This window comes from Kitasatospora sp. NPDC101447 (genome assembly GCF_044767225.1).
In the GTDB taxonomy this organism is placed as follows: domain Bacteria; phylum Actinomycetota; class Actinomycetes; order Streptomycetales; family Streptomycetaceae; genus Kitasatospora.
The window spans coordinates 84,474-108,340 of sequence record NZ_JBIWNL010000014.1; the positions used below are offsets into that span (position 1 = coordinate 84,474).

Here is a 23,867-nt window from a genome sequence, read left to right on the forward strand (position 1 = left end):
TTCCCCCCATTTACTACCACCCCTCCTGATCCTTCATCTCCCACTTATACGGTGGCGGGGCCGGCCGGGGGCCGCCCCCCCCCGCGCCGAGAAAAGCCAGGAGCAAAATTGGCCCGGAAGAAGGATTCCCTCCGCCTCCGGCCCCCGGCCCCCGGCGCGCAAAGCACCACCACACTGAACCGGGGGACCAAAATTCACCCCTCAGGGTCAGAGTCTGCCCCGGCCCCGCCGGCCGGCAGGTCAGGCCTCCTCGCGCCAGCCCTCGTGGTCGGCGGCCAGGGCGTCGAGCACGCGCAGCAGGTCGGGGGTCCAGCCCCGGTCCGGGGCTTCGACCACGACGAGCCACTGGGCGTCCTCGGCGTCGTCCTCGCCCGCGAGCGCATCGCGCACGATCTCCACCTCGCCCAGATCGGGTTGGGTGGCGCCGAGCTCCTCGGCGGCTTCGTCGGCGGCGTCGCGGTCGGGCAGGACGAGCAGTAGCCGGGCGTGCGGGTCGTCGACGTCCGGGAGGGCGGTGGCGTGGTTGTCGGTCACCCGGCCATTCTCCAGGCCGCCCGGCCCGGCCGATCGGGCGGGAGGGAGTGTCCGCGGCCCGTGGGATGCTGGTAGGCGATGGCCAGGAAGAGTGCACCCGACGACCTGCTCGCCCCGCTGACCCTCGCGGTCGGCCAGGAGGAGCTGCTGCTGGACCGTGCGGTCGCCCAGGTGGTGGCCGCCGCGAAGGCAGCGGACCCGGACACCGACGTACGGGACTTGCCGCCCGGCGGGCTGCAGCCCGGCAGCCTGGCCGAGCTGACCACGCCGTCGCTGTTCGCCGAGCGCAAGGTCATCGTCGTCCGGGCCGCCCAGGACCTCTCCGCCGACTCGGTGAAGGAGGTCAAGGCCTACATCGAGGCGCCGGCCGACGAAGTGATCATGGTGCTGGTGCATGCCGGCGGCGCCAAGGGCAAGGGCCTGCTGGACGCCGGGCGCAAGGCGGGTGGCCGCGAGGTCGCCTGCGCCAAGCTGTCCAAGGCGAGCGAGCGGCTGGCCTTCGTCAAGGGCGAGTTCCGCGCGCTCGGCCGCTCGGCGACCCCGGAGGCCTGCCAGGCGCTGCTGGACGCGCTAGGCAGCGACCTCCGGGAGCTGGCGGCCGCGTGCAACCAGCTGACCTCGGACGTCGAGGGCGCGATCGACGAGACGGTGGTGGCCCGCTACTACAGCGGCCGGGCCGAGGCGACCGGCTTCGAGGTGGCCGACCTCGCGGTCACCGGCCGGGCCGCCGAGGCGCTGGAGCGGCTGCGCTGGGCGCTGGCCGTCGGCCAGCCGCCGACCGGCATCACCTACGCGCTGGCCTCCGGCGTGCGCAGCATCGGGCGGCTGGCGACGACCGGGCGGAACATGCGCCCGGCCGACCTGGCCCGCGAGTTGGGCATGCCGCCGTGGAAGGTCGACCGGGTCCGGCAGCAGATGCGCGGCTGGACGGGCGATGCCGTGGCCACCGCGCTGACCGCGATCGCCCAGGCCGACGCCGCCGTCAAGGGCGGCTCCGACGACCCGGCCTTCGCCCTGGAGCGCGCGGTGGTCGCCGTCGCCCGGGCCGCGCGGGCCGGCTCTCGCCCCGCCTACTGACGCCCACCGACGCGGCCGGGCCCACCGTCGCGGCCGGGCCCACCGACGCGGCCGGGCCCACCGTCGCGGCGGGGCCCGGCGGGCCGCGGACGCCGGAGCCCCGGCCGGAGGCCTACTTCCGCATGGCCCGGACGGCGTCCTGGCCGTCGGACTGCAGGATGCTCCGCAGCTCGTCCTTGGACGGCGGCTTGGCCTTCCCCTCGGTGTAGCTGGCGCTGTAGTTGATGTAGTAGGTCATCCCGCCGTCGCGGATGTCCAGCTCGGCGTAGACGCTGTGGTACTTGTCCGAGCCGTCGTCCTTGTACAGGAAGTACGCCTCCTCGCCGATCCCGGAGATGTCGGTGACCTGGTAGCCGCGGGCCCGGTAGAGCTCCTTGTTGGCATCCAGCTCGGGCGCCGGGTTGACCGCCTTGTGCAGGTCGGCGCGAAGGTACACCGAGGCGTACTCGCTGTCGCTGTTGCCACCGGTCCGCTTGAGGCTCATCGAGCAGTTCATGCTGTCCAGGGCCGGGTTCCGGTCGGTGTGGTGGGTCGGCGCGGAGGTGTCCGAGACGGAGTACGTCTGCAGCAGCTTGGTGGGCTTCCCGGTGGTGCAGAAGTCGTCCGAGAGGTGGTAGCTGCCGAGGCTGCGCGGCGACGAGTTGCTGCTGACCAGGCCGGGGACGACCATCACGGCGGCGGTCCAGCCGGCCGAGGCGAGGATGGCGCCGACGAAGGCCCAGACGGCGTTGCGCCGCAGGTTCCCGCCGGAGCCCGGCGCGCGGCCTCCCGGCGTCATCGGCATCCCGGGAGCGGTCGGCATCCCGGCCGGCGCGGGTATCCCGGACGATGCGGGCATCCCCGGGGCAGCGGGCAACCCGGGCGGCGGCCCGAACCCCGAAGCGCCCGGCGCCCCCGGGACCGGCCCTGCCCCCGGAACATGCGCTGCCCCCGGGACCGGCTGCGCCCCCGGGACCGGCTGCGCCCCCGGGACCGGCTGCGCCCCCGGGACGGGCTGCGCTCCGGCGCCCGGCGTCTGCTGCGGGAAGCCGTACCCCGGCCCGTTCGGTGCCGACGGCGGCGGTGGCGGTGGCGTCGTCATGTGGTTCTCTCCCCCCGAGCACGGCGTCGGGGCGCTCCCCCGCACCTCGATCGCACCTGACCGACCATAGCGGCCGGACCAGGGAACGCGACAGGCGCCGCAGTGGCCTCCGGGGAGGAGGCGGACTGCGACGCCTGTCGTACTGCTTCGTGCACCGCACCCGCGTGGCGAACGCAGGCCGCGTGCGGTGCGAGTCTCGCACGCCTCAGGAGTCCGGGTAGAGGGCCGGGTCGTCCCGAGGCGGTCGGGGGTTCACACCCCCGGGTGGCGTCAGGCCTGGGCGGCGGTGTTGACGCGCTTGGTGATGGCCGACTTCTTGTTGGCGGCCTGGTTGGCGTGGATGACGCCCTTGCTCACGGCCTTGTCCAGCGCCTTGGAGGCGGCGCGGGCCAGCACGACGGCCTTCTCGGTCTCGCCGGCGGCAGCGGCCTCACGGGCCTTGCGCAGAGCGGTCTTCAGCGAGGACTTGACGGCCTTGTTGCGCAGGCGCGCCTTCTCGTTGGTCTTGTTGCGCTTGATCTGGGACTTGATGTTCGCCACGAAGGAGCCTCAGTCTGTCTGAAAGGTTTGAACGGGATCACACCGGCGGCCGTCGGTCCAGCTGAGAGGGCATGCCGAGGCCAGGTGCAGCTGACCACGCTACCAGGGGCCGCCGCCCGCCCCAAACCGGCCGCCCGCCCCGGCCGCGGGGCACGGGTCGGGGCCGGACGGGGCCGGGGCGGTACGCGGTCAGCGCCGGACGGGGTCCGGGGCGGCGGGGACGCCGCCCACCGGAGCAGCCGGAGCAGCCGGGGCAACCGGAGCGCCGCCGGCCGCCACCGCAGCCGGAGCGCCGCCCTGGGCGGGGACCGGAGCGCCGGCCCCCCGGGTGTCGGCCGGGCCCCCGGTGTGCCGCTTGAGCCAGGCGAGGAACCGTCGGCCGAGCTTCTGGAACGGCACCTCGACCAGCCGGTACATCAGGTAGCTGACCGCGAGCGTGACGGCCAGGAAGGTGAGCGTGAAGACGATCGCGAACTTGGCGGACTTCGGCGCCGGCGCCCCCTGGAACAGCCACGGCATGCCGTAGAGCCAGTCCATGCCGTCGATGACCAGCCAGTGCAGCAGGTAGACCGAGTAGCTGACGGTGCCCAGCCAGGTGAGCGCCTTCGGGAAGCGGCGCTTCTTCAGCGTCATGCCGAGGAACAGCACGATCCAGGCCCCGGCGTAGGCGAAGGACCACGCCATCCAGCTGGTGGTCCAGGTCCGCCACAGGGCGTCCCCGTGGTTGTACATGCGTCCGCCGAGCACCCCGGCGAGGAAGACGAAGCCGCAGTAGGCGACGGCCTGGATGCGGTCGATCTGGCCGTGTTCCGCGCGGTAGATGACGGTCCCGGCGAACATGGTCGCGAAGATCATCATCGTTTCGAACATCGCGGACCGGCTGCTGCCGAACGCGAGCACGAAGCCGAGCACGCCGAGCAGCAGGGCCCCGGTGCGGGTGAGCTGGGAGTTGCCGCTGATGGCGCAGAGCAGGCCCATGACCGCGACGAGGCCGGTGGCCAGGACGAGGTTCTCGGTCGAGAGTCCCTGCTTGGCCAGGTTCGCCGGGGAGAGCACCCCGCCGAGCAGGACCGCGCAGGCGGCGAAGCCCACCGCGATCGGCCCGCTCTGGCGGTGCTTGCGGAGCACGAACAGGGCGGAGACGAAGTAGTAGAACACCATCTCGTAGGTGAGGCTCCACATGATGCCGATGGCGTTGGGCACGCCCAGCAGGTCCTGGAGCAGCAGGCTGTTGGCCCCGAACGAGAGCAGCGGCCGGTCGAAGACGGACCGGTCGATCATCATGTTGTGCCCGGCCGGGAGGATCACCAGCGCCGCGACGAGTCCGACGACGAGCGCCGGGTAGATCCGGAAGACCCGGCCGACCCAGAACGCCTGCATGTCGCCGCGGCGCTCCAGGGAGGCGGGCACGATGTAGCCGCTGACCAGGAAGAACAGCATCACCCCGAACAGGCCGAGGTCGAAGCGGTGGGTCACTGCCGCGCCGTGCGGGATGAAGTACCGCAGTCCGAAGTGGTGCATCGCCACGGCGAGGGCGGCGAGCCCGCGCAGTGCGTCCAGCCAGCCGAGCCTCGCCGGGGCCGCCTCGGCCTTGCCTTGCCGTTTCATCCGCGCTCCGCGGGGCACGCGGCTCAGTTCGATGCGTCTCACGGCTGGGCAGATTAGCTTACGGATCGTGTGACACGGCATATCCGCGGGTGGGCCCGACGCCGGGCCCGACCGGGACGGGGGCTCCGGGCGGCTCCGGGCGGTCGGGCGCGGGCACGGCCGTCGTGCGGCGACCTAGGCGTCGACCAGGGGTTCGCCGTAGTGCTCGACCTCCGGGAACGGGCGGTAGAAGTGGTGCAGCAGGGCGCGCCAGCGCTGGTACTCGGGGGAGCGGCGGAACCCTTCCGTGTGGTCGGCGAGCGTCTCCCATTCGACCTGGAGGAGGAAGCGCGAGCCGCGCCCCTCGTCGAGGCAGCGCCGTAGCCGCAGCGAGCGGAAGCCCCGCTGGACGCTGATCAGCGGGCGGGCCTCGGCGAAGGCGGCGAGGAACTCGTCCTCCCGGCCGGGCAGGACGTCGAGCAGGGCGCTTTCGAGGATCACGGCAGGCCATCCTGCCGCCCCGGGGCGGCAGGCGGAAGCCCGACGGGGGCTGCATGCGGCCGGCGGAAGCCCGACGGGGAGCCGGCACACGGCCGACGGAAGCCCGACGGACGGCCCGCAGCGGGCCGGCGGAAGGCCGGCGGAAGGCCTGCGGAAGGACGGACGGTGCCCGAACGGCAGCACGGCCCGCGGTCGTGGGAAGATGGGAGGAACTATTTCGATCGGACGAGACTGTCCGGTCCCCGGGAAGCCGGTCAGCGATGACCCGGACACCCCCGGCCCCGGACCAACGGAGAATCGGACCAAGGTGCCCGCGACCCCCAGCAATGTGCCAGAGCCCAGCCGTACCGACCCGGCGCTGATCCGCAACTTCTGCATCATCGCCCACATCGACCACGGCAAGTCGACGCTCGCAGACCGGATGCTGCAGATCACCGGCGTCGTCGACCCCCGGCAGATGCGCGCCCAGTACCTCGACCGGATGGACATCGAGCGTGAGCGCGGCATCACCATCAAGTCGCAGGCGGTCCGCCTCCCGTGGGCGCCGAAGACCGGTCCGAACGCCGGGACGACGCACATCCTCAACATGATCGACACCCCGGGTCACGTGGACTTCACGTACGAGGTGTCCCGCTCCCTCGCCGCGTGCGAGGGCACCATCCTGGTGGTCGACGCGGCCCAGGGCATCGAGGCGCAGACCCTCGCCAACCTGTACCTGGCGCTGGAGAACGACCTCACGATCGTCCCGGTGCTGAACAAGATCGACCTGCCGGCCGCCCAGCCGGAGAAGTACGCCGCGGAGATCGCGCACATCATCGGCTGCGACCCGTCGGACGTGCTGCAGGTCAGCGCCAAGACCGGCCTCGGCGTCGAGGACCTGCTGGACCACATCGTCAACACCATCCCGGCCCCGGTCGGCGTCAAGGACGCCCCGGCCCGCGCGATGATCTTCGACTCGGTGTACGACTCCTACCGCGGCGTGGTCACCTACGTCCGTGTCGTGGACGGCCAGCTCACCAAGCGCGAGCGCATCGCGATGATGTCCACCGGCGCGACCCACGAGCTGCTGGAGATCGGCGTCATCTCGCCCGAGCCGAAGGTCGCCGACGGCCTCGGCGTCGGCGAGGTGGGCTACATCATCACCGGCGTGAAGGACGTCCGTCAGTCCAAGGTCGGTGACACGATCACCTCGATGCACAAGGGTGCGACCGAGCCGCTCGGCGGCTACAAGGACCCGCGTCCGATGGTGTTCTCCGGCCTCTACCCGCTGGACGGCTCGGACTACCCGCTGCTGCGCGACGCCCTGGACAAGCTGCGGCTCAACGACGCCGCCCTGGTGTACGAGCCGGAGACCTCGGTCGCGCTCGGCTTCGGCTACCGCTGCGGCTTCCTCGGCCTGCTGCACCTGGAGATCATCCGGGAGCGCCTGGAGCGCGAGTTCAACCTCGACCTGATCTCCACCGCCCCCAACGTGGTCTACCGCGTGATCATGGAGGACGGCAGCGAGCACACCGTCACCAACCCGAGCGAGTTCCCCGTCGGCAAGATCGCCGAGGTGTACGAGCCGGTGGTGCGCGGCACCATCCTGGCGCCCAACGAGTTCGTCGGCGCGATCATGGAGCTCTGCCAGTCCCGCCGCGGCAGCCTGCAGGGCATGGACTACCTGTCCGAGGACCGGGTCGAGCTGCGCTACACCCTCCCGCTCGCGGAGATCGTCTTCGACTTCTTCGACCAGCTGAAGTCCAAGACCCGCGGCTACGCCTCGCTCGACTACGAGCCCATCGGCGAGCAGACCGCCGACCTGGTCAAGGTCGACATCCTGCTGCACGGTGACGCGGTGGACGCCTTCTCCGCGATCGTCCACAAGGACAAGGCCTACGGCTACGGCGTGATGATGGCGGGCAAGCTGCAGAAGCTGATCCCCCGCCAGCAGTTCGAGGTGCCGATCCAGGCCGCGATCGGCTCGCGCGTCATCGCCCGTGAGACCGTCCGCGCGATCCGCAAGGACGTCCTCGCCAAGTGCTACGGCGGTGACATCTCCCGCAAGCGGAAGCTGCTGGAGAAGCAGAAGGAAGGCAAGAAGCGGATGAAGATGGTCGGCCGCGTGGAGGTCCCGCAGGAGGCCTTCATCGCCGCGCTGTCCACCGATGCCGAGGCGCCGAAGGAAAAGAAGTAACCGAGCGCGCCGAAGGGCCCGGGCATCGCGCCCGGGCCCTTTCGCGTCCCCGAGGACTCCCGCGAGGCATCCCCCGAGGACTCCCGCGAAGACTCCTGCGAGGAATCCCCCAGGATCCCCCAGGAGTCCCCCGAGGACGTTCCCGGAGGCCCCGAAAGAGGACTACTTCAGCGCGCTGAAGACGGCGGCGACGATTCCGGCCTTGGCCAGTCGCCCCGCGGTGCCGGTGAACACGGTGGGCTTCATCGAGTCGTCCGGGCGCACCAGCTGGAGCAGCCCGTCCCGCCGGCCGAGGCTCACGCACTGGACGACGTACCGGAACGAGAACGGCTTCCCGGTGCGCCCGTCGAGCAGCTTGCCGACGTACTGGCCCTGCGGCAGGGCGGTGGCGCAGCCCATCCGCAGGGTGCCGACGCCGGGGACGGTGACGGCGGCGGCGTCGCCGATCACGTGGACGTCGGGGTGCGAGACCGACCGCAGGTGGTCGTCCACCAGGGCGCGGCCGCGTTCGTCCACGGCCAGGCCGGCCTCGGCGGCCAGCGGGTGCGGTTCCATCGAGGCGGCCCAGACGGTGAGGTCGGTGTCGATCGGGCCGGTGGTGGTGCGCAGGGCGTCCGGGGTGACCCCGGTGACGGTGGTGTTCTCGTGGACGGCGACGCCGAGCCGGTCGAGGACGCGTCGGACGTGGGCGCGGCCCTTGGGGGAGTAGATGCCGCCGACCTGGCCGGCCGCGACGATCCGCACCCGCCAGTCGGGGTGGGCCTCGGCGAGTTCGGTGGCCAGTTCGATGCCGGTGGCGCCGCCGCCGACGACGGCGAGGGTGCCGGGGCGGTCGGCCTCGCGGATCCGGCGGCGGACCTCGGCGGCGCGCTCCGCCGAGTAGGCGTGTTCGACGGCGCCGGGGACGTCGTGCCAGGCGGTGCGGCTGCCGAGGGCGTAGACCAGGGTGTCGTACGCGAGGTCGGTGCCGTCGTCGAGCAGGACCTTGTGTCCGGCGAGGTCGAGTTCGACGGCCCGGGCCCGCTGGTGCCGGATCCGGCGGCCGCGGGCGAGTTCGCCGATGGCGGGCCAGTCGCGGCCGTGTCCGGCGGCGGTCTCGTGCTGGCGGATGCGGTGCAGGAGCCGTTCCTCGGGGGCGACCAGGGTGACGGTGTGCTGCCGCCCGGCGCCCTTGGCCGCGGTGAGTCCGGCGTACCCGGCGCCCAGTACGACGATCCGCTTCCCGGTGCTGGTGGTGGTGCTCATCTCGTCCGCCTCCGTTCCGTGCGCCCTGGTGGAGCGCTGTTCGGGAAGGGGACGACGCAGCCGGTCGGAGTGTGACCGTGACCGGCGTCACATCCCCCGCGGGGTTGCCGGGGGTGCCGGGGGTGCCCGGGGGCGGGGGGCGCCAGGGGGGGGGCTGTGGGCCCGTCCCGTCAGGCGGCCGTGACCGGGCTGATCCGGCCGAGCTTCTCGGGGTTGACCACGACGTACGCCTCGGTGATGCGTCCGTCGGTCACGGTGAAGGCGAGCACACCGCCGACGGTGCCGGTGGCCCGGTCGTACCAGACCAGCCCCGGCTCGCCGTTGACCACGGCGTGGCCGGTCGCCACCTCGGGGGTGAACCACTTGGCGATCATGCCGGTCACCAGGCGGGCCACCCGGTCGGCGCCGTGGATCGGGCGGACGCCGGCGCGGATGATGCCGCCGCCGTCGGAGTGCCACACCACGTCCGGGTCGAGGACCTCCATCAGGCCGAGGATGTCGCCCCGGGTGCTGGCGGCGGCGAAGGCCTCGACGGCCTGGCGGTGCTCGGCCGGGTCGGTGCCGCCGGCGCGCCGGCTGCCGTCCTTGACCCGGCGGCGGGCGCGGGAGGCGAGTTGGCGGGCGGCGTCGGGGGAGCGGTCCAGCGAGGTGCCGATCTCCTCGAAGCCGACCGCGAAGACGTCGTGGAGCACGAAGGCGGCCCGTTCGGCCGGGGAGAGCTGTTCCAGGACGGCGAGCAGGGCGAGCGAGACGGACTCGCCGCGTTCGGCGAGTTCGGCGGGGGTGTCCGGGCCGGCGGTGTAGGAGACGGCCGGTTCGGGCAGCCACTCGCCGTAGTAGGACTCCCGGCGGGCGCGGGCGGAGCCGAGCTGGTCGTAGCAGAGCCGGGTGACGACGGTGGTCAGGAAGGCGCGCGGGTCGGTGACGGCGGAGCGGTCGGTGGCCTGCCAGCGCAGCCAGGCGTCCTGCAGGACGTCCTCGGCGTCGGTGAAGGAGCCGAGCAGCCGGTAGGCGACGGAGCCCAGGTAGCGGCGGTTCGCCTCGAAGGCGTCCGGGGCGGCCGGGAGCTGGTCGTCGATCACGGGCCCAAGGTAGCGCCCGGGGAGGGTCGTTGCGAAGACGCCGTGGCGGTGGGCGCCGGGTGTGGGCCGGGGCGGAGGGTTTCCGCCCCGGCCCGCCGGGTGGTGCCGGGTCAGTCGACCTCGGCCACGGCTTCGGCGAACTGCGCCTGGTAGAGGCGGGCGTAGGCGCCGCCGGCGGCGATCAGTTCGTCGTGCGAGCCCTGTTCCACGATCGAGCCGTTCTCCATCACCAGGATCACGTCGGCGTCCCGGATGGTGGAGAGCCGGTGGGCGATCACGAAGCTGGTGCGGCCGGTGCGCAGCCGGGCCATGGCCCGCTGGATGAGCACCTCGGTGCGGGTGTCGACGGAGCTGGTGGCCTCGTCCAGGACCAGGATGGACGGCTGGGCGAGGAAGGCGCGGGCGATGGTGATGAGCTGCTTCTCGCCGGTGCTGACGCCGGTGCCCTCGTCGTCGATGACGGTGTCGTAGCCGTCGGGCAGGGTGCGCACGAAGCGGTCGACGTGGGCGGCCTTGGCGGCTTCGACGACTTCTTCGCGGGTGGCGCCCTGGGCGCCGTAGGCGATGTTGTCGGCGATGGTGCCGCCGAACAGCCAGGTGTCCTGGAGGACCATGCCGATGCCGGAGCGGAGGTCCTCGCGGGACATCGCGGAGATGTCGACGCCGTCGAGGGTGATCCGCCCGGAGCTGACCTCGTAGAACCGCATCAGCAGGTTGACGAGGGTGGTCTTCCCGGCGCCGGTGGGGCCGACGATGGCGACGGTGTGGCCGGGTTCGACCTTGAGCGAGAGGTCCTCGATGAGGGGCTTGTCGGGGTCGTAGCGGAAGGAGACGTCCTGGAAGGAGACCCGGCCGCGGACGGTGTCCGGCTTCTCGGGCATGGCGGGTTCGGGGCTCTGCTCGGGGGCGTCGAGCAGTTCGAAGACGCGCTCGGCGGAGGCGACGCCGGACTGCACCAGGTTGGCCATGCTGGCGACCTGGGTGAGCGGCTGGCTGAACTGCCGGGAGTACTGGATGAAGGCCTGCACGTCGCCGATGGACAGTGCGCCGCTCGCGACCCGCAGGCCGCCGACGACGGCGATGAGCACGTACTGCAGGTTGCCGATCAGCATCATCGCGGGCTGGATGATGCCGGAGATGAACTGGGCCTTGTAGCTGGCCTCGTAGAGCGCCTCGTTGTGCTCGCGGAAGGTCTCGGCGGCTTCGCGCCGGCGGCCGAACACCTTGACGAGGGTGTGGCCGGTGTACATCTCCTCGATGTGGGCGTTGAGTTGGCCGGTGGACTTCCACTGCTGGACGAACTGCGGCTGTGCCCGCTTGCCGACCTTGGTGGCGACGACGACGGAGGCCGGTACCGAGACCAGGGCGATCAGGGCGAGCAGCGGGGAGATCCAGAACATCATGGCCAGCACGCCGACGACGGTGAGCAGCGAGTTGACGACCTGTCCCATGGTCTGCTGCATGGACTGGCCGATGTTGTCGATGTCGTTGGTGACGCGGCTGAGCACTTCGCCGCGGGGCTGCTTGTCGAAGTAGCTGAGCGGGAGTCGGGCCAGTTTGGCTTCGACGTCCTGGCGCAGCCGGTAGCTGGCGAGCTGGATCGCCTTGGTGGCGAGTCGGCCCTGGAAGATGCCGAAGACGGCGGAGGTGACGTAGATGCCGAGGACCCAGAGCAGGACGGTGCCGATGGCGTGGAAGTCCATGCCCTGGCCGGGGGTGAAGTCGACGGCGGAGAGCAGGTCGGCGACGCCGCTCTGGCCGTGGGCGCGCAGGCCGTCGATGACCTGGGCCTTGGAGGTGCCGGGTGCGAAGCGGGCGCCGACGACGCCGGCGAAGATCAGGTCGGTGGCGTTGCCGAGGATCTTGGGGCCGATGACGGCGCAGCCGACGCCGAGGACGCCGAGGAGGAGGACGCCGAGGAGGAGGTTGCGTTCGGGGCGCAGCAGGCCGAGGACGCGTTTGCCGGAGCCCTTGAAGTCCATGGACTTCTCGGCGCCCTGGCCGCCCATGAAGCGGCCGGGTCCGGCGGGGCCGCGGCGGGCGGCGGCGGCCTGGGAGTCGCCGGGGAGGTGGGTGTCGGCCTTGGTCAGGTCGGCTTTCCCGGTGTCGGGGTCCTGCTTCGTCGTGGGCTTGCCGGGGCTGGTCACGCCGCCTCCTGCTCGGTGAGCTGGGAGAGCACGATCTCCCGGTACGTCGGGTTGTCGGCCATCAGTTCGTGGTGGGTGCCGGTGCCGACGACGGCGCCTTCGTCGAGGACGATGATCCGGTCGGCGTCGCGGATGGTGGACACGCGTTGGGCGACGATCAGGACGGTGGCGTCGGAGGTCTCGCGGGTGAGGGCCTTGCGCAGTTTGGCGTCGGTGGCGTAGTCGAGGGCGGAGAAGGAGTCGTCGAAGAGGTAGACGGCGGGTTTGCGGACCAGGGCGCGGGCGATGGCGAGGCGTTGGCGCTGGCCGCCGGAGACGTTGCTGCCGCCTTGGGAGATGGGGGCGTCGAGGCCTTCGGGGAGTTTCTCGACGAAGTCCTTGGCCTGGGCGATCTCCAGGGCGTGCCAGAGTTCCTCGTCGGTGGCGTCGGGTCGGCCGTAGCGGAGGTTGCTGGCGACGGTGCCGGTGAAGAGGTAGGGCTTCTGGGGGACGATGCCGACGCTTTCGGCGATCGCGTCGGCGGCGAGGTCGCGGACGTCGACGCCGTCGAGCAGGACCTGGCCGGAGGTGACGTCGAAGAGGCGGGGGACGAGGCCGAGCAGGGTGGACTTGCCGCTGCCGGTGGAGCCGATGATGGCGGTGGTCTCGCCGGGGCGGGCGGTGATGTCGATGCCGCGCAGGACGGAGGCTTCGGCGCCGGGGTAGCGGAAGTCGACCTCGCGCAGTTCGAGGTGGCCGAGGCGGGTGGGGTCGGTGACGGGGTCGGCGGGCGGGGCGACGCTGGAGTCGGTGTCGAGGACTTCCTGGACGCGTTCGGCGCAGACCTCGGCGCGGGGCACCATCATGAACATGAAGGTGGCCATCATGACGCTCATCAGGATCTGCAGCAGGTAGGAGAGGAAGGCGGTGAGGGCGCCGATCTCCATGTCGCCGCTGTCGATGCGGTGGGCGCCGAACCAGAGCACGGCGACGCTGGAGACGTTCACGACGAGCATGACGGCCGGGAACATGACGGACATCAGGCGGCCGACGTGGCGGGCGACGTCGGTGAGGTCCTCGTTGGCGCCGGCGAAGCGGGCCTGTTCCTGGTCGTCCTTGACGAAGGCGCGGATGACCCGGATGCCGGTGATCTGTTCGCGCAGGATCCGGTTCACGGTGTCGATCTTCTGCTGCATGCTGCGGAACTGGGGGCGCAGCGCGCGGACGAGCAGGATGACGACGACGGCGAGGGCGGGGATGACGGCGAGCAGCAGGCCGGACAGCGGGACGTCCTGGTTGAGGGCCATGATGATGCCGCCGACGCACATGATCGGTGCGGCGACCATGAGCGTGAAGCTCATGAGGGCGAGCATCTGGATCTGCTGGACGTCGTTGGTGGTGCGGGTGATCAGGGAGGGGGCGCCGAACTGGCCGACCTCGCGGGCGGAGAAGGTCTGTACGCGGTCGAAGACGGCGGCGCGGACGTCCCGGCCGAAGGCCATGGCGACGCGGGCGCCGATGAGGACGGCGCCGATGGAGCAGGCTGCCTGGACGAGGGTCACGCCGATCATCACCCCGCCGACGCGCAGGATGTAGCCGGTGTCGCCCTTGACGACGCCGTCGTCGATGATGTCGGCGTTGAGGGTCGGCAGGTAGAGCGCCGCGAGGGTGGACACCAGCTGGAGGATCACCAGGAGGGTGATCGGTCGGGAGTAGGGGCGCAGGTACGCCCGCAGTAGTCTGATCAGCACTTGAACACTCTTGTCGTCGCGGGTCGGGTTCGCACCCCAATTCTCGTTGTTCTGTAGCGTCGTACAGGCCATTCGGCGTGCGGGAACCGGGGGTTTGCCGGGCTTTTGCCGAACGGTCCGGCGGGTTCGCTCGTTGGTCACCTCGCCGGGTGCGCCGCTGCGGTGCGGTGCGGTCACCGGGGCTGCGGGGGCGTGCCAGCTGGATCCACCCTCTTACGGAATGACCGGTTTCCCCCTAGGCTGCTGGTTGCCCCCTTGTTACTGACCGGTACCGCTCAGGTTAACCGGGGCCCGGCGACCGCCCCCACGGCCGTCGCGACAATCCCTCAGACGGCCACCCGCCCCCGGAGGTCTCGTTGAGTTCCGCGCAGTCCCTGATCGACTCCGGCAGGCCCGACCTCGTCGCCGGGCGTCCCGCCTCCGTCGCCCACCTGTTCCTGGAGCGGGTCGCCGCGACCCCGAACGGCGAGGCCTACCGCCACCCGGCCCCGGTCGACGAGCACGCCGCGGACGGCGCGCCCGGCGCGGAGCAGTGGCGTTCGCTGACCTGGGCGCAGACCGCGACCCGGGTCAAGGCGGTGGCGGCCGGTCTGATGGCGCTGGGCATCCAGCCGGAGGACCGGGTCGCCCTGGCGTCGTCCACCCGGATCGAGTGGATCATCGCGGACCTCGGCGCCATGTGCGCGGGCGCCGCGATCACGACGGTCTACCCGAGCACCAACGCGGACGAGACCGCGTTCATCCTGTCCGACTCGGGCTCGCGCGCGCTGTTCGCGGAGAACGCCGCCCAGCTGGCGAAGGCCGTCGCGCAGCTCGACCAGCTGCCCGAGCTGCGCACCGTCATCCTGTTCGACGCCCCGGAGGAGGCCCCGGAGGCGGCCGGCCTCGACGTGATCACCCTGGCGGAGCTGGAGCGGCGCGGCGCCGAGCACCTGGAGCGGCAGCCGGACGCGGTGGAGAAGGCCGTCGCCGGGCTCGACAAGGAGCAGCTGGCGACCCTGATCTACACCTCGGGCACCACGGGCCGCCCCAAGGGCGTGCGGCTGGTGCACGACTGCTGGGCGTACGAGGGCCGGGCGCAGGAGGCCAGCGGGCTGCTGCGGGCCGACGACGTCCAGTTCATGTGGCTGCCGCTGTCGCACGTGTTCGGCAAGACGCTGATCTCCGGGCAGATCGCCACCGGGCACGTGATGGCGGTGGACGGCCGGGTGGACCGGATCATCCACAACCTGCCGGTGATCCGGCCGACCGTGATGGCGTCGGCGCCGCGGATCTTCGAGAAGGTCTACAACGGCATCGCGGGCAAGGCCCGGGCCGAGGGCGGCGCCAAGTACAAGATCTTCATGTGGGCGGCCAAGGTCGCCCGCGAGCACGCCCGGGCCGTCCAGGAGAGCCGGATCGCCACCGGTGCCGGCACGGCCCCGCTGGGCCTGCGGGTGCAGCACGCGCTGGCGGACAAGCTGGTGTACGCGAAGATCCGGGCGGCGTTCGGCGGGCGGCTGCGCGGCGCGGTCTCCGGCAGTGCCGCGCTGGCCCCGGAGATCGGCTACTTCTTCCTGGGCGCCGGGGTGCCGATCCTGGAGGGCTACGGCCTGAGCGAGACCAGCGCCGGTTCCTGCGTCAACCGCGAGGAGGACGTGCGGATCGGCACGGTGGGCCGCCCGCTGCCCGGCACCGAGGTGCGGATCGCCGAGGACGGCGAGATCCTGCTGCGCGGCCCGGGCATCATGCGCGGCTACCACAACCTGCCGGAGAAGACCGCGGAGGTGCTGGAGGCGGACGGCTGGTTCCACACCGAGGACATCGGCGAGCTCAGCCCGGACGGCTTCCTGCGGATCACCGACCGCAAGAAGGACCTGTTCAAGACGTCGGGCGGCAAGTACGTGGCGCCCAGCGAGGTCGAGGGCAAGTTCAAGGCGGTCTGCCCGTTCGTCAGCAACATCCTGGTGATCGGCAACGGCCGCAACTTCTGCACCGCGCTGATCGGCCTGGACGAGGCGGTCCTCATGCCGTGGGCGGCCGAGCACGGCCTGGCCGGCAAGTCGTACGCCGAGCTGGCGGTCGAGCCGGCCGTGCACGAGCTGATCGAGGGCTTCGTGAAGCGGCTCAACGGCGGGCTGCAGCGCTGGCAGACGATCAAGAAGTTCCACCTGCTGCCGCGCGACCTGGACGTGGAGCACGGCGAGCTCACCCCGAGCCTGAAGATCAAGCGCCCGGTGGTGGAGCGGACCTACGCGGACGCGGTCACCGCGATGTACGCGGGCGCCAACGAGGCCTGACCCGGCCGCTCCCGTACGGTCCGCGCGGGTGTCGCGGGCCGTACGGGAGCTTCGCCGGCCGTACGGGACAATGGGGGCATGCCCTCCGCACTCCCCGACGGCGAACCGGTGCCGTCCGACGGTTCCCTGCCCGCGCCCGCCCTGGACGGGCTCGGCAGCCGGCCGTTCGGCTTCTACCTGCACGTGCCGTACTGCGCCAGCCGCTGCGGCTACTGCGACTTCAACACCTACACCGCCACCGAGCTGCGCTCCTCCGGGGCGGTCGCCTCGCAGGAGACGTACGCGGACAACGTGGTCGCCGAGATCCGGCTGGCCCGGCGGGTGCTGGGGGACGCGCAGCTGCCGGTGCGCACCGTCTTCCTCGGCGGCGGCACCCCCACCCTGCTGCCCGCCCGCGACCTGGTGAAGATGCTCGCCGCGATCCGCGAGGAGTTCGGGCTCGCCGACGACGCCGAGGTCACCACCGAGGCCAACCCGGAGTCCGTCGGCCCGGCGTACCTGGCGGAGCTGCGCGAGGGCGGCTACAACCGGATCTCCTTCGGCATGCAGAGCGCCCGCCCGCACGTGCTGCAGCTGCTCGACCGCCACCACACCCCGGGCCGCCCGGAGGCCTGTGTGGCCGAGGCCCGCGCGGCCGGGTTCGAGCACGTCAACCTCGACCTGATCTACGGCACCCCGGGCGAGTCCGACGACGACTGGCGGGCCTCGCTGGACGCCGCCATCGGCGCCGGGCCCGACCACGTCTCGGCGTACTCCCTGATCGTCGAGGAGGGCACCCGGCTCGCCGCCCGGGTCAAGCGCGGCGAACTGCCGATGATCGACGACGACGTGCACGCCGACCGCTACCTGATCGCCGAGGAGGCGCTCGCCTCCGCCGGGTACCACTGGTACGAGGTCTCCAACTGGGCCACCACCCCCGAGGGCCGCTGCCGCCACAACGAGCTCTACTGGACGGGCGCCGACTGGTGGGGCGCCGGCCCCGGCGCCCACAGCCACGTCGGCGGCGTCCGCTGGTGGAACGCCAAGCACCCCGCCGCCTACGCGCAGGCCCTGGCCGAGGGCCGCACCCCGGCGCTGGGCCGCGAGGTCCTGGCGGACGAGGACCGCCGCGTCGAGCGCATCCTGCTGGAGCTGCGCCTGGTCGACGGCGTCGCCCTGGACCTGCTCACCGACACCGGCCGCAAGGCCGCCGACCGGGCCCTCGCGGACGGCCTCCTCGCCGCCGGGCCGTACGCGGACGGCCGCGCCGCCCTCACCCTGCAGGGCAGGCTGCTGGCGGACGCCGTCGTGCGTGACCTGGTGGACTAGCAGATCCGGCGCACCGGCTGGCCGGTGAGTCCGGCGATGGTCTCGAAGTCGGCGTCCTGGTGGAGGACCGTGAGCTTGTGTTGCGCAGCGGTGACGGCCACCAGGAGGTCGACCGGGCTGGCGCACTGGTGGCGACTCGACTGTGCCAGCCGCTCCTGCAGCTCGGCGGCCTCCTGCCAGGCGTTGTCCCGCAGGTGCTGATACGGGAAGAGCTCCCGCAGTAGTCCAGCTGCCTCGAAGTACGCGGCTCGGCCGCCGACGGCACGCAAGTACTCCTGCCGGACCGGTTCGCACAACAGGACCAGCCCGGCGGTGACGGCTTCGTCCCAGGCCGCGCCGGTCTGGCCGCGCACAAGCCGGACCAGCGCGCTGGTGTCGATCAGGAACTCCTCGTTCACGCGGCAGGCCTCGCTGGTGCGCTCGGTTCGTCCGGATAGCCGATGGTGGAGAAGTCGATCTCGCCCTCGGCCGCCATCTCGCGCATCCGGGCCAGCGCTGCGGCGCGCCGTCTCCGGTCCGCTATCTCCCGAAGTGCGGCGTTGACGGTGTCCTTCTTGGTGGTGGTGCCGAGGTAGCGCGCCGCGTCGGCGAGCGCCTCGTCGTCGAGATCGATCACGGTGCGGGACATCGGGACCTCCCGGGGCGGCGTATATCCGTTCTCGAAACAGGATATCCGCGTTCGCGAACGCGGGCGATCTGTCCGGGGGCTACTCGGGCAGGGTCACGAAGTCGATCAGTTCCTCCACCCGGCCCAGGAGTTCGGGCTCCAGGTCCTTGTAGCTGTCCACCTTCGACAGGATGTGCTTCCACGCCGCCGGGGTGTCGACGGGCCAGCCGAGGCGGCGGCAGGTGCCCTCCTTCCAGTCCTCGCCGCGGGGCACGGCGGGCCAGGCGGGGATGCCCACGGAGGCGGGCTTCACGGCCTGCCAGACGTCGATGTAGGGGTGGCCGACGACCAGGACGGACTCGCCGGTGACCCGGGCGGCGATGCGGTGCTCCTTCGTCCCCGGGAGCAGGTGGTCGACCAGCACGCCGAGGCGGCGGCCGGGGCCCGGGGCGAAGTCGGCGACGATCGCCGGCAGGTCGTCGATGCCGCGCAGGTACTCCACCACGACGCCCTCGATCCGCAGGTCGTCGCCCCAGACCCGCTCGACCAGCTCGGCGTCGTGCCGGCCCTCGACGTAGATCCGCGACTCGCGGGCGACCCGGGCGCGCGCGCCGGGGACGGCGACGGAGCCGGAGGCGGTGCGGCCGGGCGTGCGGGGCGCCGCCGGGGCGGTGGGGCGGACCAGGGTGACGACCCTGCCCTCCAGCAGGAAGCCGCGCGGGACCAGCGGGAACACCCGGTGCTTGCCGAAACGGTCCTCCAGGGTGACGGTGAACCCCTCGGCGGTCTTCTCGCAGCGCACCACCGCCCCGCAGAAGCCGGTCGCCGCCTCCTCGACCACGAGGTCCGGCTCGGCGGGCACCTCCGGGGCGGGGGTCTGCTTCTTCCACGGCGGGGTCAGGTCGGGTCCGTACTGGCGGCTGCGCATACGGGTGATCATAGGGACGCCGGACGGGCCGTCAGAGGCCTGGCGCGCCCCAGACGGGGAACCAGCGGCTGAGGTCCTTCTCCAGCCGCAGGTCGTTCCCCAGCATCGCGTTGACCTGCAGCTCCAGCGGGCTGTTGCGCTTCTCCCCGCCGCCGGGCATCGGGGCGAACGGGTAGAAGGTGCCGCGCTTGTAGAGGTAGACCAGGGCCAAGGACTGCCCCTGCGGGTTGCGGAAGCCCACCAGCGAGCAGAGCAGCTGCGGCCCGAAGCCGTTCGCCTCCAGCTCGCTGTTGACCGCGTGCAGGTCGTTCACCAGCTCCGGCAGCTCCTGCGGGGAGTGCCGGGCCAGCAGCCAGGAGTAGCCGTAGTCGTCCTTGGAGGCCTCCACCGGCACGCCGCCGCGCTCGGTGTCCGCGTCCAGCAGCGCCCGCACCTGCTGCTCGACCTGCACGAAGGCCGCGCCCTCGACCGCCGCGAAGCAGACCGAGCCGAGCCCGGTGGGGGTGAACCCGGCGCCGGCCTCCAGGGTCAGCGCCGCGGACGGCACGCCGAACAGCTGGTCCAGGTCGGGCTTGACGGGCTTGGTGCGGCCGAACAGGGCGTCCAGGATTCCCACGGCGGTCCTCTCGTGTCGAACGGCGGGCGCGGGCTCAGCGGCCCAGCTGCTCGGTGATCTTCGCCAGCTGCGCCAGCCGCTTCTCCAGCGACGGGTGGGTGGAGAACAGCTGCGAGGCCGCCTCCCGCGCGCTCAGCGCGGGGGCGAAGTAGAAGGCGTTGTACGGCTGCGCCTGGCGCAGGTCCTTGCTGGGGATGGCCGCGATCTGCCCCGTCACCTTGGTCAGGGCCGAAGCGAGCGCGCTGGGCCGGCCGGTGAGCTGCGCGGCGGCGCGGTCGGCCGCCAGCTCGCGGTAGCGGGACAGCAGCCGGGTGAGCAGGAAGCTGATCGCGTAGACGAGCATCGAGACCAGCGGGATGATCAGGGCCACGATGGCCGCGTTCTGGTCGTTGTTGTTGCGCCCGCCGCCCATGAACCCGCCGTACACGGCGATCCGGGTCATCGCGCCGGCGAGCACGCCGAGGAAGCCGGCGATCGTCATCACCGCGACGTCCCGGTGGGCGACGTGCGACAGCTCGTGCGCGAGGACGCCCTCCAGCTCCTCCGGCTCCAACCGGCGCAGCAGGCCGGTGGTCACGCAGACCACCGCGTTCTGCGGGTTGCGGCCGGTGGCGAAGGCGTTGGGCATGTCGTTGTCGGCGACCGCCACGCGCGGTTTGGGCATGTCGGCCAGGGCGCAGAGCCGGTCGATCGTGCCGTGCAGTTGGGGGAACTCCTCCGGGGTCACCTGGTGGGCGCCCATGGCCCGTTCGGTGATCTTGTCGCTGAACCAGAACTGGGCCACGAACAGCCCGCCGGAGATCAGGACGATCAGCGGCCAGGCGCCGCGCAGCAGCGCGATCAGCAGGCCGGTGAAACCGACGTACAGCAGCCCGATCACGAACATCGTCGCGACCATGCGGCCGGTCAGGCCGCGGTCGGGCGCGAAACGGGTGTGCTGGCCCGAGCTCGACATCGCTTGCTCCTCCATTCGCCGTCGCTTCCGATGCTCCCACCCGGACGGCCCCGGGGCACCACCCGCGCGCCGGTGACCCGTGAACGGGCGGGGCCCCGCGGGCCGTACCCGGAACTGCGGGCAGGATCACGCCGGTCAAGCCGTTCCTGCCGTAGGACCCGGGCCTTACACTGGCAGGTACGGTTTTGGCACTCGTGTGTTCAGAGTGCCAAAACCGGGGCCTCCCGGAGCGGCCCGCTGCAGCACACAGGGACACACAGGGACACAGACGGACAACGTGCGAAGACGGAGGTGCGTGCCCCATGGCCGGTGAGGTCCGCCAGCTGGACGAACGCAAGCTCGCCGTGCTCCGCGCGATCGTGCAGGACTACGTGGGCACCGAGGAGCCGGTCGGCTCCAAGGCCCTGGTGGAGCGGCACAACCTCGGGGTCTCGCCGGCGACCGTCCGCAACGACATGGCGGCGCTGGAGGAGGAGGGCTACATCCACCAGCCGCACACCAGCGCCGGCCGCATCCCGACCGACAAGGGGTACCGCCTCTTCGTCGACAAGCTCGCCGAGATCAAGCCGATGAGCGCCCCCGAGCGCCGGGCGATCCGGCACTTCCTGGACGGCGCGGTCGACCTGGACGACGTGGTCGCGCGCACCGTGCGGCTGCTCGCCCAGCTGACCCGGCAGGTCGCGGTGGTGCAGTACCCGTCGCTGACGCGCTCGACCGTCCGGCACATCGAGCTGGTGGCGCTGGCCCCGGCCAAGGTGATGCTGGTGCTGATCACCAACACCGGCCGGGTCGAGCAGCGGATGGTCGACTGCCCGGGCACGGTCGGCGAGACCGTCCTGGCGGACCTGCGGACGGCGCTCAACACCGGAGCCGCCGGCCGCCGCCTCCCGGAGGTCCCGGGCGTGCTGGAGGAACTCCCGGCGATGTTCGAGCCGGCCGACCGGCCGACCGTCAGCACGGTCCTGGCGACCCTGTTCGAGACGCTCGCGGAACAGAACGAGGAGCGGATCATGCTGGCCGGCACGGCCAACCTGACCCGCTTCGGCCACGACTTCCCCCTCACCATCCAGCCGGTGCTGGAGGCCCTGGAGGAGCAGGTCATCCTGCTCCGCCTCCTGGGTGAGACCAATGACGCCGCGATGACGGTCCGGATCGGGCGGGAGAACGCCTACGAAGGGCTGAATTCCACCTCGGTCGTGTCCGTCGGTTACGGTTCGGGCGACGAGAGCGTGGCCAAACTGGGTGTGATCGGTCCGACCCGGATGGACTACCCAGGCACAATGGGGGCGGTGCGGGCGGTAGCGCGGTACGTGGGTCAGATCCTGGCCGAGTCGTAGCAAACGTCGCCGTTGGACGACCAACGGCGTCCAGTCGCAGCACTACTACAGGCGGAACAAGCGGAGCATTTGGTGGCCACGGACTACTACGCGGTACTCGGCGTCCGACGGGATGCGGGGCAGGACGAGATCAAGAAGGCGTTCCGGCGCCTGGCACGCGAACTGCACCCGGACGTCAACCCGGACCCGAAGACGCAGGAGCGGTTCAAGGAGATCAACGCCGCCTACGAGGTGCTCTCCGACCCGCAGAAGCGTCAGGTCTACGACCTCGGCGGCGACCCGCTGTCCCCGGGCGGCGGTGGCGGCGCGGGCGGCTTCGGCGCCGGCGCGGCGGGCTTCGGCTTCTCCGACATCATGGACGCCTTCTTCGGCGCCGCGGCCGGCCAGCGCGGCCCGCGCTCGCGCACCCGCCGCGGCCAGGACGCCATGATCCGGCTGGAGATCACCCTGGAGGAGGCCGCCTTCGGCACCACCAAGGAACTCCAGGTCGACACCGCCGTCACCTGCACCACCTGCAGCGGCGAGGGCGCGGCCCCCGGCACCACCGCGCAGACCTGTGACATGTGTCGCGGCAAGGGCGAGGTCTCCCAGGTCACCCGGTCCTTCCTGGGCCAGGTCATGACCTCCCGCCCCTGCCCGCAGTGCCAGGGCTTCGGCACCGTCGTGCCGACCCCGTGCCCGGAGTGCGCCGGCGACGGCCGGGTCCGCGCCCGCCGCACGCTGACCGTCAAGATCCCGGCCGGTGTCGACAACGGCACCCGGATCCAGCTGGCCGGCGAGGGCGAGGTCGGCCCCGGCGGCGGCCCGGCCGGCGACCTCTACGTCGAGATCGCCGAGACCACCCACGCCATCTTCCAGCGGCGCGGGGACGACCTGCACTGCACCGTCACCATCCCGATGACGGCGGCCTCACTCGGCACCCAGGTGCCGCTGCAGACCCTGGACGGCCTGGAGGAGGTCGACATCCGGCCCGGCACCCAGTCCGGCCAGTCGATCCCGCTGCACGGCCGCGGCATCACCCACCTGCGCGGGGGCGGCCGGGGCGACCTGATAGTGCACGTCGAGGTGAAGACGCCCACCAAGCTCGACGCCGAGCAGGAGGAGCTGCTGCGCCGCCTCGCGGTGCTGCGCGGCGAGGAGCGGCCGTCCGGCCAGTTCGCGCCGGGCCAGCAGGGCCTGTTCTCCCGCCTGAAGGACGCCTTCAACGGCCGGTAGCCGTCCGCGGAGGGGTGCCGGGGACCACCCGGCACCCCTTTCGCGTGCCCGATCCACCCCCTCCCGGAGGTTCCCCGCATGACCGCGCCCGTCTTCGTCGTCGAGACCGAGCGGATCACCACTGCCGCGCCCGGCACCCTGGTGCGCCTGGACGGCCCGGAGGGCCGGCACGCGGCCGCCGTGAAGCGGCTGACGGCCGGCGAGGCGGTGACCCTCGCCGACGGGCTGGGACTCGGCGTGGACGGGACGGTCGCCGAGGTGCTCGGCAAGGACGCGATCGACGTGGCCGTCACCGCGGTGCGCCGCGAGCCGGAGCCCGCGCCGCGGATCGTCGTCGTCCAGGCGCTGCCCAAGGGCGACCGCGGCGAGCTGGCCGTCGAGACCATGACCGAGGTCGGCGTGGACGCGGTGATCCCGTGGGCGGCCTCGCGCTGCATCACCCAGTGGAAGGGCGAGCGCGGCGCCAAGGCGCTCGCCAAGTGGCGGGCCACCGCCCGCGAGGCGGGCAAGCAGTCCCGCCGGCTGCGCTTCCCCGAGGTGCACGACCCGATGACCACCAGGCAGCTGGCTCCCGTCCTGGCGCGGGCCGCGTTCGCCGCCGTGCTGCACGAGGAGGGCGCCGAGCCGCTGGCGCACGCCGCGCTGCCCGGCAGCGGCGACCTCGTGCTCGTCGTCGGCCCGGAGGGCGGGGTCTCCCCGGAGGAGCTGGCCGCGTTCGCCGAGGCGGGCGCCCGGCCGTACCGGCTGGGGCCCTCGGTGCTGCGCACCTCCACCGCCGGGGTGGCCGCCGGCGCGCTGCTGCTCGGGCGCACCGGCCGCTGGGCCTGAGGCCCGTCCGGCCCCGCACCCGGCCGGGGCCCGTACTACGACCCCGCGGCGGCGTCCAGCGGGCTCGCCCGACCGGCCCGACTCTGCCGAAAAG

General features: G+C 72.1%; 21 protein-coding genes. 7 read left to right on the top strand and 14 right to left on the bottom strand.

Annotated elements, in window-relative coordinates; all coding sequences use genetic code 11:
* Positions 1–240: 240 nt before the first annotated feature.
* Positions 241–477: a hypothetical protein gene (locus ACIRST_RS21285; RefSeq protein ID WP_402803692.1), complete on the bottom strand. Its 237-nt coding sequence runs from the start codon at positions 475–477 to the stop codon at positions 241–243.
* Positions 478–612: 135 nt separating this feature from the next.
* On the opposite strand from ACIRST_RS21285, the gene holA reads away from it, so the two are divergent.
* The gene (gene holA, locus ACIRST_RS21290; protein ID WP_350523883.1) at positions 613–1,611 is read left to right on the top strand and encodes a DNA polymerase III subunit delta; all 999 of its coding nucleotides are present in this window, start codon (positions 613–615) and stop codon (positions 1,609–1,611) included.
* Between the two features lie 112 nt (positions 1,612–1,723).
* Here the strand turns inward: holA and ACIRST_RS21295 are convergent, their stop codons facing one another.
* The 4 genes from ACIRST_RS21295 to ACIRST_RS21310 form a co-directional block, all read right to left on the bottom strand.
* A complete protein-coding gene (locus ACIRST_RS21295; protein ID WP_350523884.1) occupies positions 1,724–2,389 on the bottom strand; it encodes a hypothetical protein in 666 nt (221 codons plus the stop codon).
* Positions 2,390–2,962: 573 nt separating this feature from the next.
* The gene (rpsT, locus tag ACIRST_RS21300; protein ID WP_329931122.1) at positions 2,963–3,232 is read right to left on the bottom strand and encodes a 30S ribosomal protein S20; all 270 of its coding nucleotides are present in this window, start codon (positions 3,230–3,232) and stop codon (positions 2,963–2,965) included.
* Between the two features lie 189 nt (positions 3,233–3,421).
* Positions 3,422–4,840 (bottom strand): acyltransferase, encoded by a 1,419-nt coding sequence (locus ACIRST_RS21305; RefSeq protein ID WP_350523885.1) that lies wholly within the window; start codon positions 4,838–4,840, stop codon positions 3,422–3,424.
* A 174-nt stretch (positions 4,841–5,014) separates the two neighbouring features.
* On the bottom strand, positions 5,015–5,320 hold the full coding sequence (locus ACIRST_RS21310) for an antibiotic biosynthesis monooxygenase (RefSeq protein ID WP_350523886.1): 306 nt from the start codon (positions 5,318–5,320) through the stop codon (positions 5,015–5,017).
* 307 nt (positions 5,321–5,627) lie between these two features.
* Between ACIRST_RS21310 and lepA the strand changes: the two genes are divergently transcribed.
* Entirely contained in the window at positions 5,628–7,496 is a 1,869-nt protein-coding gene (gene lepA, locus ACIRST_RS21315) for a translation elongation factor 4 (RefSeq protein ID WP_350523887.1), read from the top strand.
* 162 nt (positions 7,497–7,658) lie between these two features.
* Here the strand turns inward: lepA and ACIRST_RS21320 are convergent, their stop codons facing one another.
* From ACIRST_RS21320 to ACIRST_RS21335, 4 genes are all read right to left on the bottom strand, one after another.
* A complete protein-coding gene (locus tag ACIRST_RS21320; RefSeq protein WP_402803567.1) occupies positions 7,659–8,741 on the bottom strand; it encodes an NAD(P)/FAD-dependent oxidoreductase in 1,083 nt (360 codons plus the stop codon).
* Between the two features lie 170 nt (positions 8,742–8,911).
* Complete coding sequence (gene sigJ, locus ACIRST_RS21325; protein ID WP_350523889.1) at positions 8,912–9,823, bottom strand: RNA polymerase sigma factor SigJ; 912 nt, start codon at positions 9,821–9,823, stop codon at positions 8,912–8,914.
* 110 nt (positions 9,824–9,933) lie between these two features.
* Positions 9,934–11,832 carry an ABC transporter ATP-binding protein gene (locus tag ACIRST_RS21330; RefSeq protein ID WP_350523986.1) on the bottom strand — a complete coding sequence of 633 codons (1,899 nt, stop codon included), beginning with the start codon at positions 11,830–11,832 and terminating at the stop codon, positions 9,934–9,936.
* A 134-nt stretch (positions 11,833–11,966) separates the two neighbouring features.
* Positions 11,967–13,700: an ABC transporter ATP-binding protein gene (locus ACIRST_RS21335; protein WP_402803569.1), complete on the bottom strand. Its 1,734-nt coding sequence runs from the start codon at positions 13,698–13,700 to the stop codon at positions 11,967–11,969.
* Positions 13,701–14,056: 356 nt separating this feature from the next.
* On the opposite strand from ACIRST_RS21335, the gene ACIRST_RS21340 reads away from it, so the two are divergent.
* Together ACIRST_RS21340 and hemW are read left to right on the top strand one after the other, a co-directional pair.
* On the top strand, positions 14,057–15,979 hold the full coding sequence (locus ACIRST_RS21340; RefSeq protein ID WP_350523891.1) for an AMP-dependent synthetase/ligase: 1,923 nt from the start codon (positions 14,057–14,059) through the stop codon (positions 15,977–15,979).
* Between the two features lie 78 nt (positions 15,980–16,057).
* On the top strand, positions 16,058–17,287 hold the full coding sequence (hemW, locus tag ACIRST_RS21345; RefSeq protein WP_402803571.1) for a radical SAM family heme chaperone HemW: 1,230 nt from the start codon (positions 16,058–16,060) through the stop codon (positions 17,285–17,287).
* Here the strand turns inward: hemW and ACIRST_RS21350 are convergent.
* From ACIRST_RS21350 to htpX, 5 genes are all read right to left on the bottom strand, one after another.
* Positions 17,284–17,685 (bottom strand): PIN domain nuclease, encoded by a 402-nt coding sequence (locus tag ACIRST_RS21350; RefSeq protein WP_350523893.1) that lies wholly within the window; start codon positions 17,683–17,685, stop codon positions 17,284–17,286. The genes hemW and ACIRST_RS21350 overlap by 4 nt on opposite strands.
* Complete coding sequence (locus tag ACIRST_RS21355) at positions 17,682–17,915, bottom strand: type II toxin-antitoxin system VapB family antitoxin (protein WP_350523894.1); 234 nt, start codon at positions 17,913–17,915, stop codon at positions 17,682–17,684. The genes ACIRST_RS21350 and ACIRST_RS21355 overlap by 4 nt, the downstream gene beginning before the upstream one ends.
* Before the next feature lie 79 nt (positions 17,916–17,994).
* Positions 17,995–18,822 (bottom strand): DUF3097 domain-containing protein, encoded by an 828-nt coding sequence (locus ACIRST_RS21360; protein ID WP_402803574.1) that lies wholly within the window; start codon positions 18,820–18,822, stop codon positions 17,995–17,997.
* 31 nt (positions 18,823–18,853) lie between these two features.
* Complete coding sequence (locus ACIRST_RS21365; protein ID WP_350523896.1) at positions 18,854–19,438, bottom strand: hypothetical protein; 585 nt, start codon at positions 19,436–19,438, stop codon at positions 18,854–18,856.
* A gap of 34 nt (positions 19,439–19,472) precedes the next feature.
* Complete coding sequence (gene htpX, locus ACIRST_RS21370; RefSeq protein ID WP_350523897.1) at positions 19,473–20,393, bottom strand: zinc metalloprotease HtpX; 921 nt, start codon at positions 20,391–20,393, stop codon at positions 19,473–19,475.
* A gap of 302 nt (positions 20,394–20,695) precedes the next feature.
* On the opposite strand from htpX, the gene hrcA reads away from it, so the two are divergent.
* From hrcA to ACIRST_RS21385, 3 genes are all read left to right on the top strand, one after another.
* Positions 20,696–21,730: a heat-inducible transcriptional repressor HrcA gene (gene hrcA / locus ACIRST_RS21375; RefSeq protein ID WP_350523898.1), complete on the top strand. Its 1,035-nt coding sequence runs from the start codon at positions 20,696–20,698 to the stop codon at positions 21,728–21,730.
* Positions 21,731–21,802: 72 nt separating this feature from the next.
* Positions 21,803–22,945, top strand: coding sequence for a molecular chaperone DnaJ (dnaJ, locus tag ACIRST_RS21380; RefSeq protein WP_350523899.1), 1,143 nt, complete (start codon positions 21,803–21,805; stop codon positions 22,943–22,945).
* Between the two features lie 78 nt (positions 22,946–23,023).
* Positions 23,024–23,773: a 16S rRNA (uracil(1498)-N(3))-methyltransferase gene (locus tag ACIRST_RS21385; protein ID WP_402803577.1), complete on the top strand. Its 750-nt coding sequence runs from the start codon at positions 23,024–23,026 to the stop codon at positions 23,771–23,773.
* The last annotated feature ends 94 nt before the right edge of the window (positions 23,774–23,867 follow it).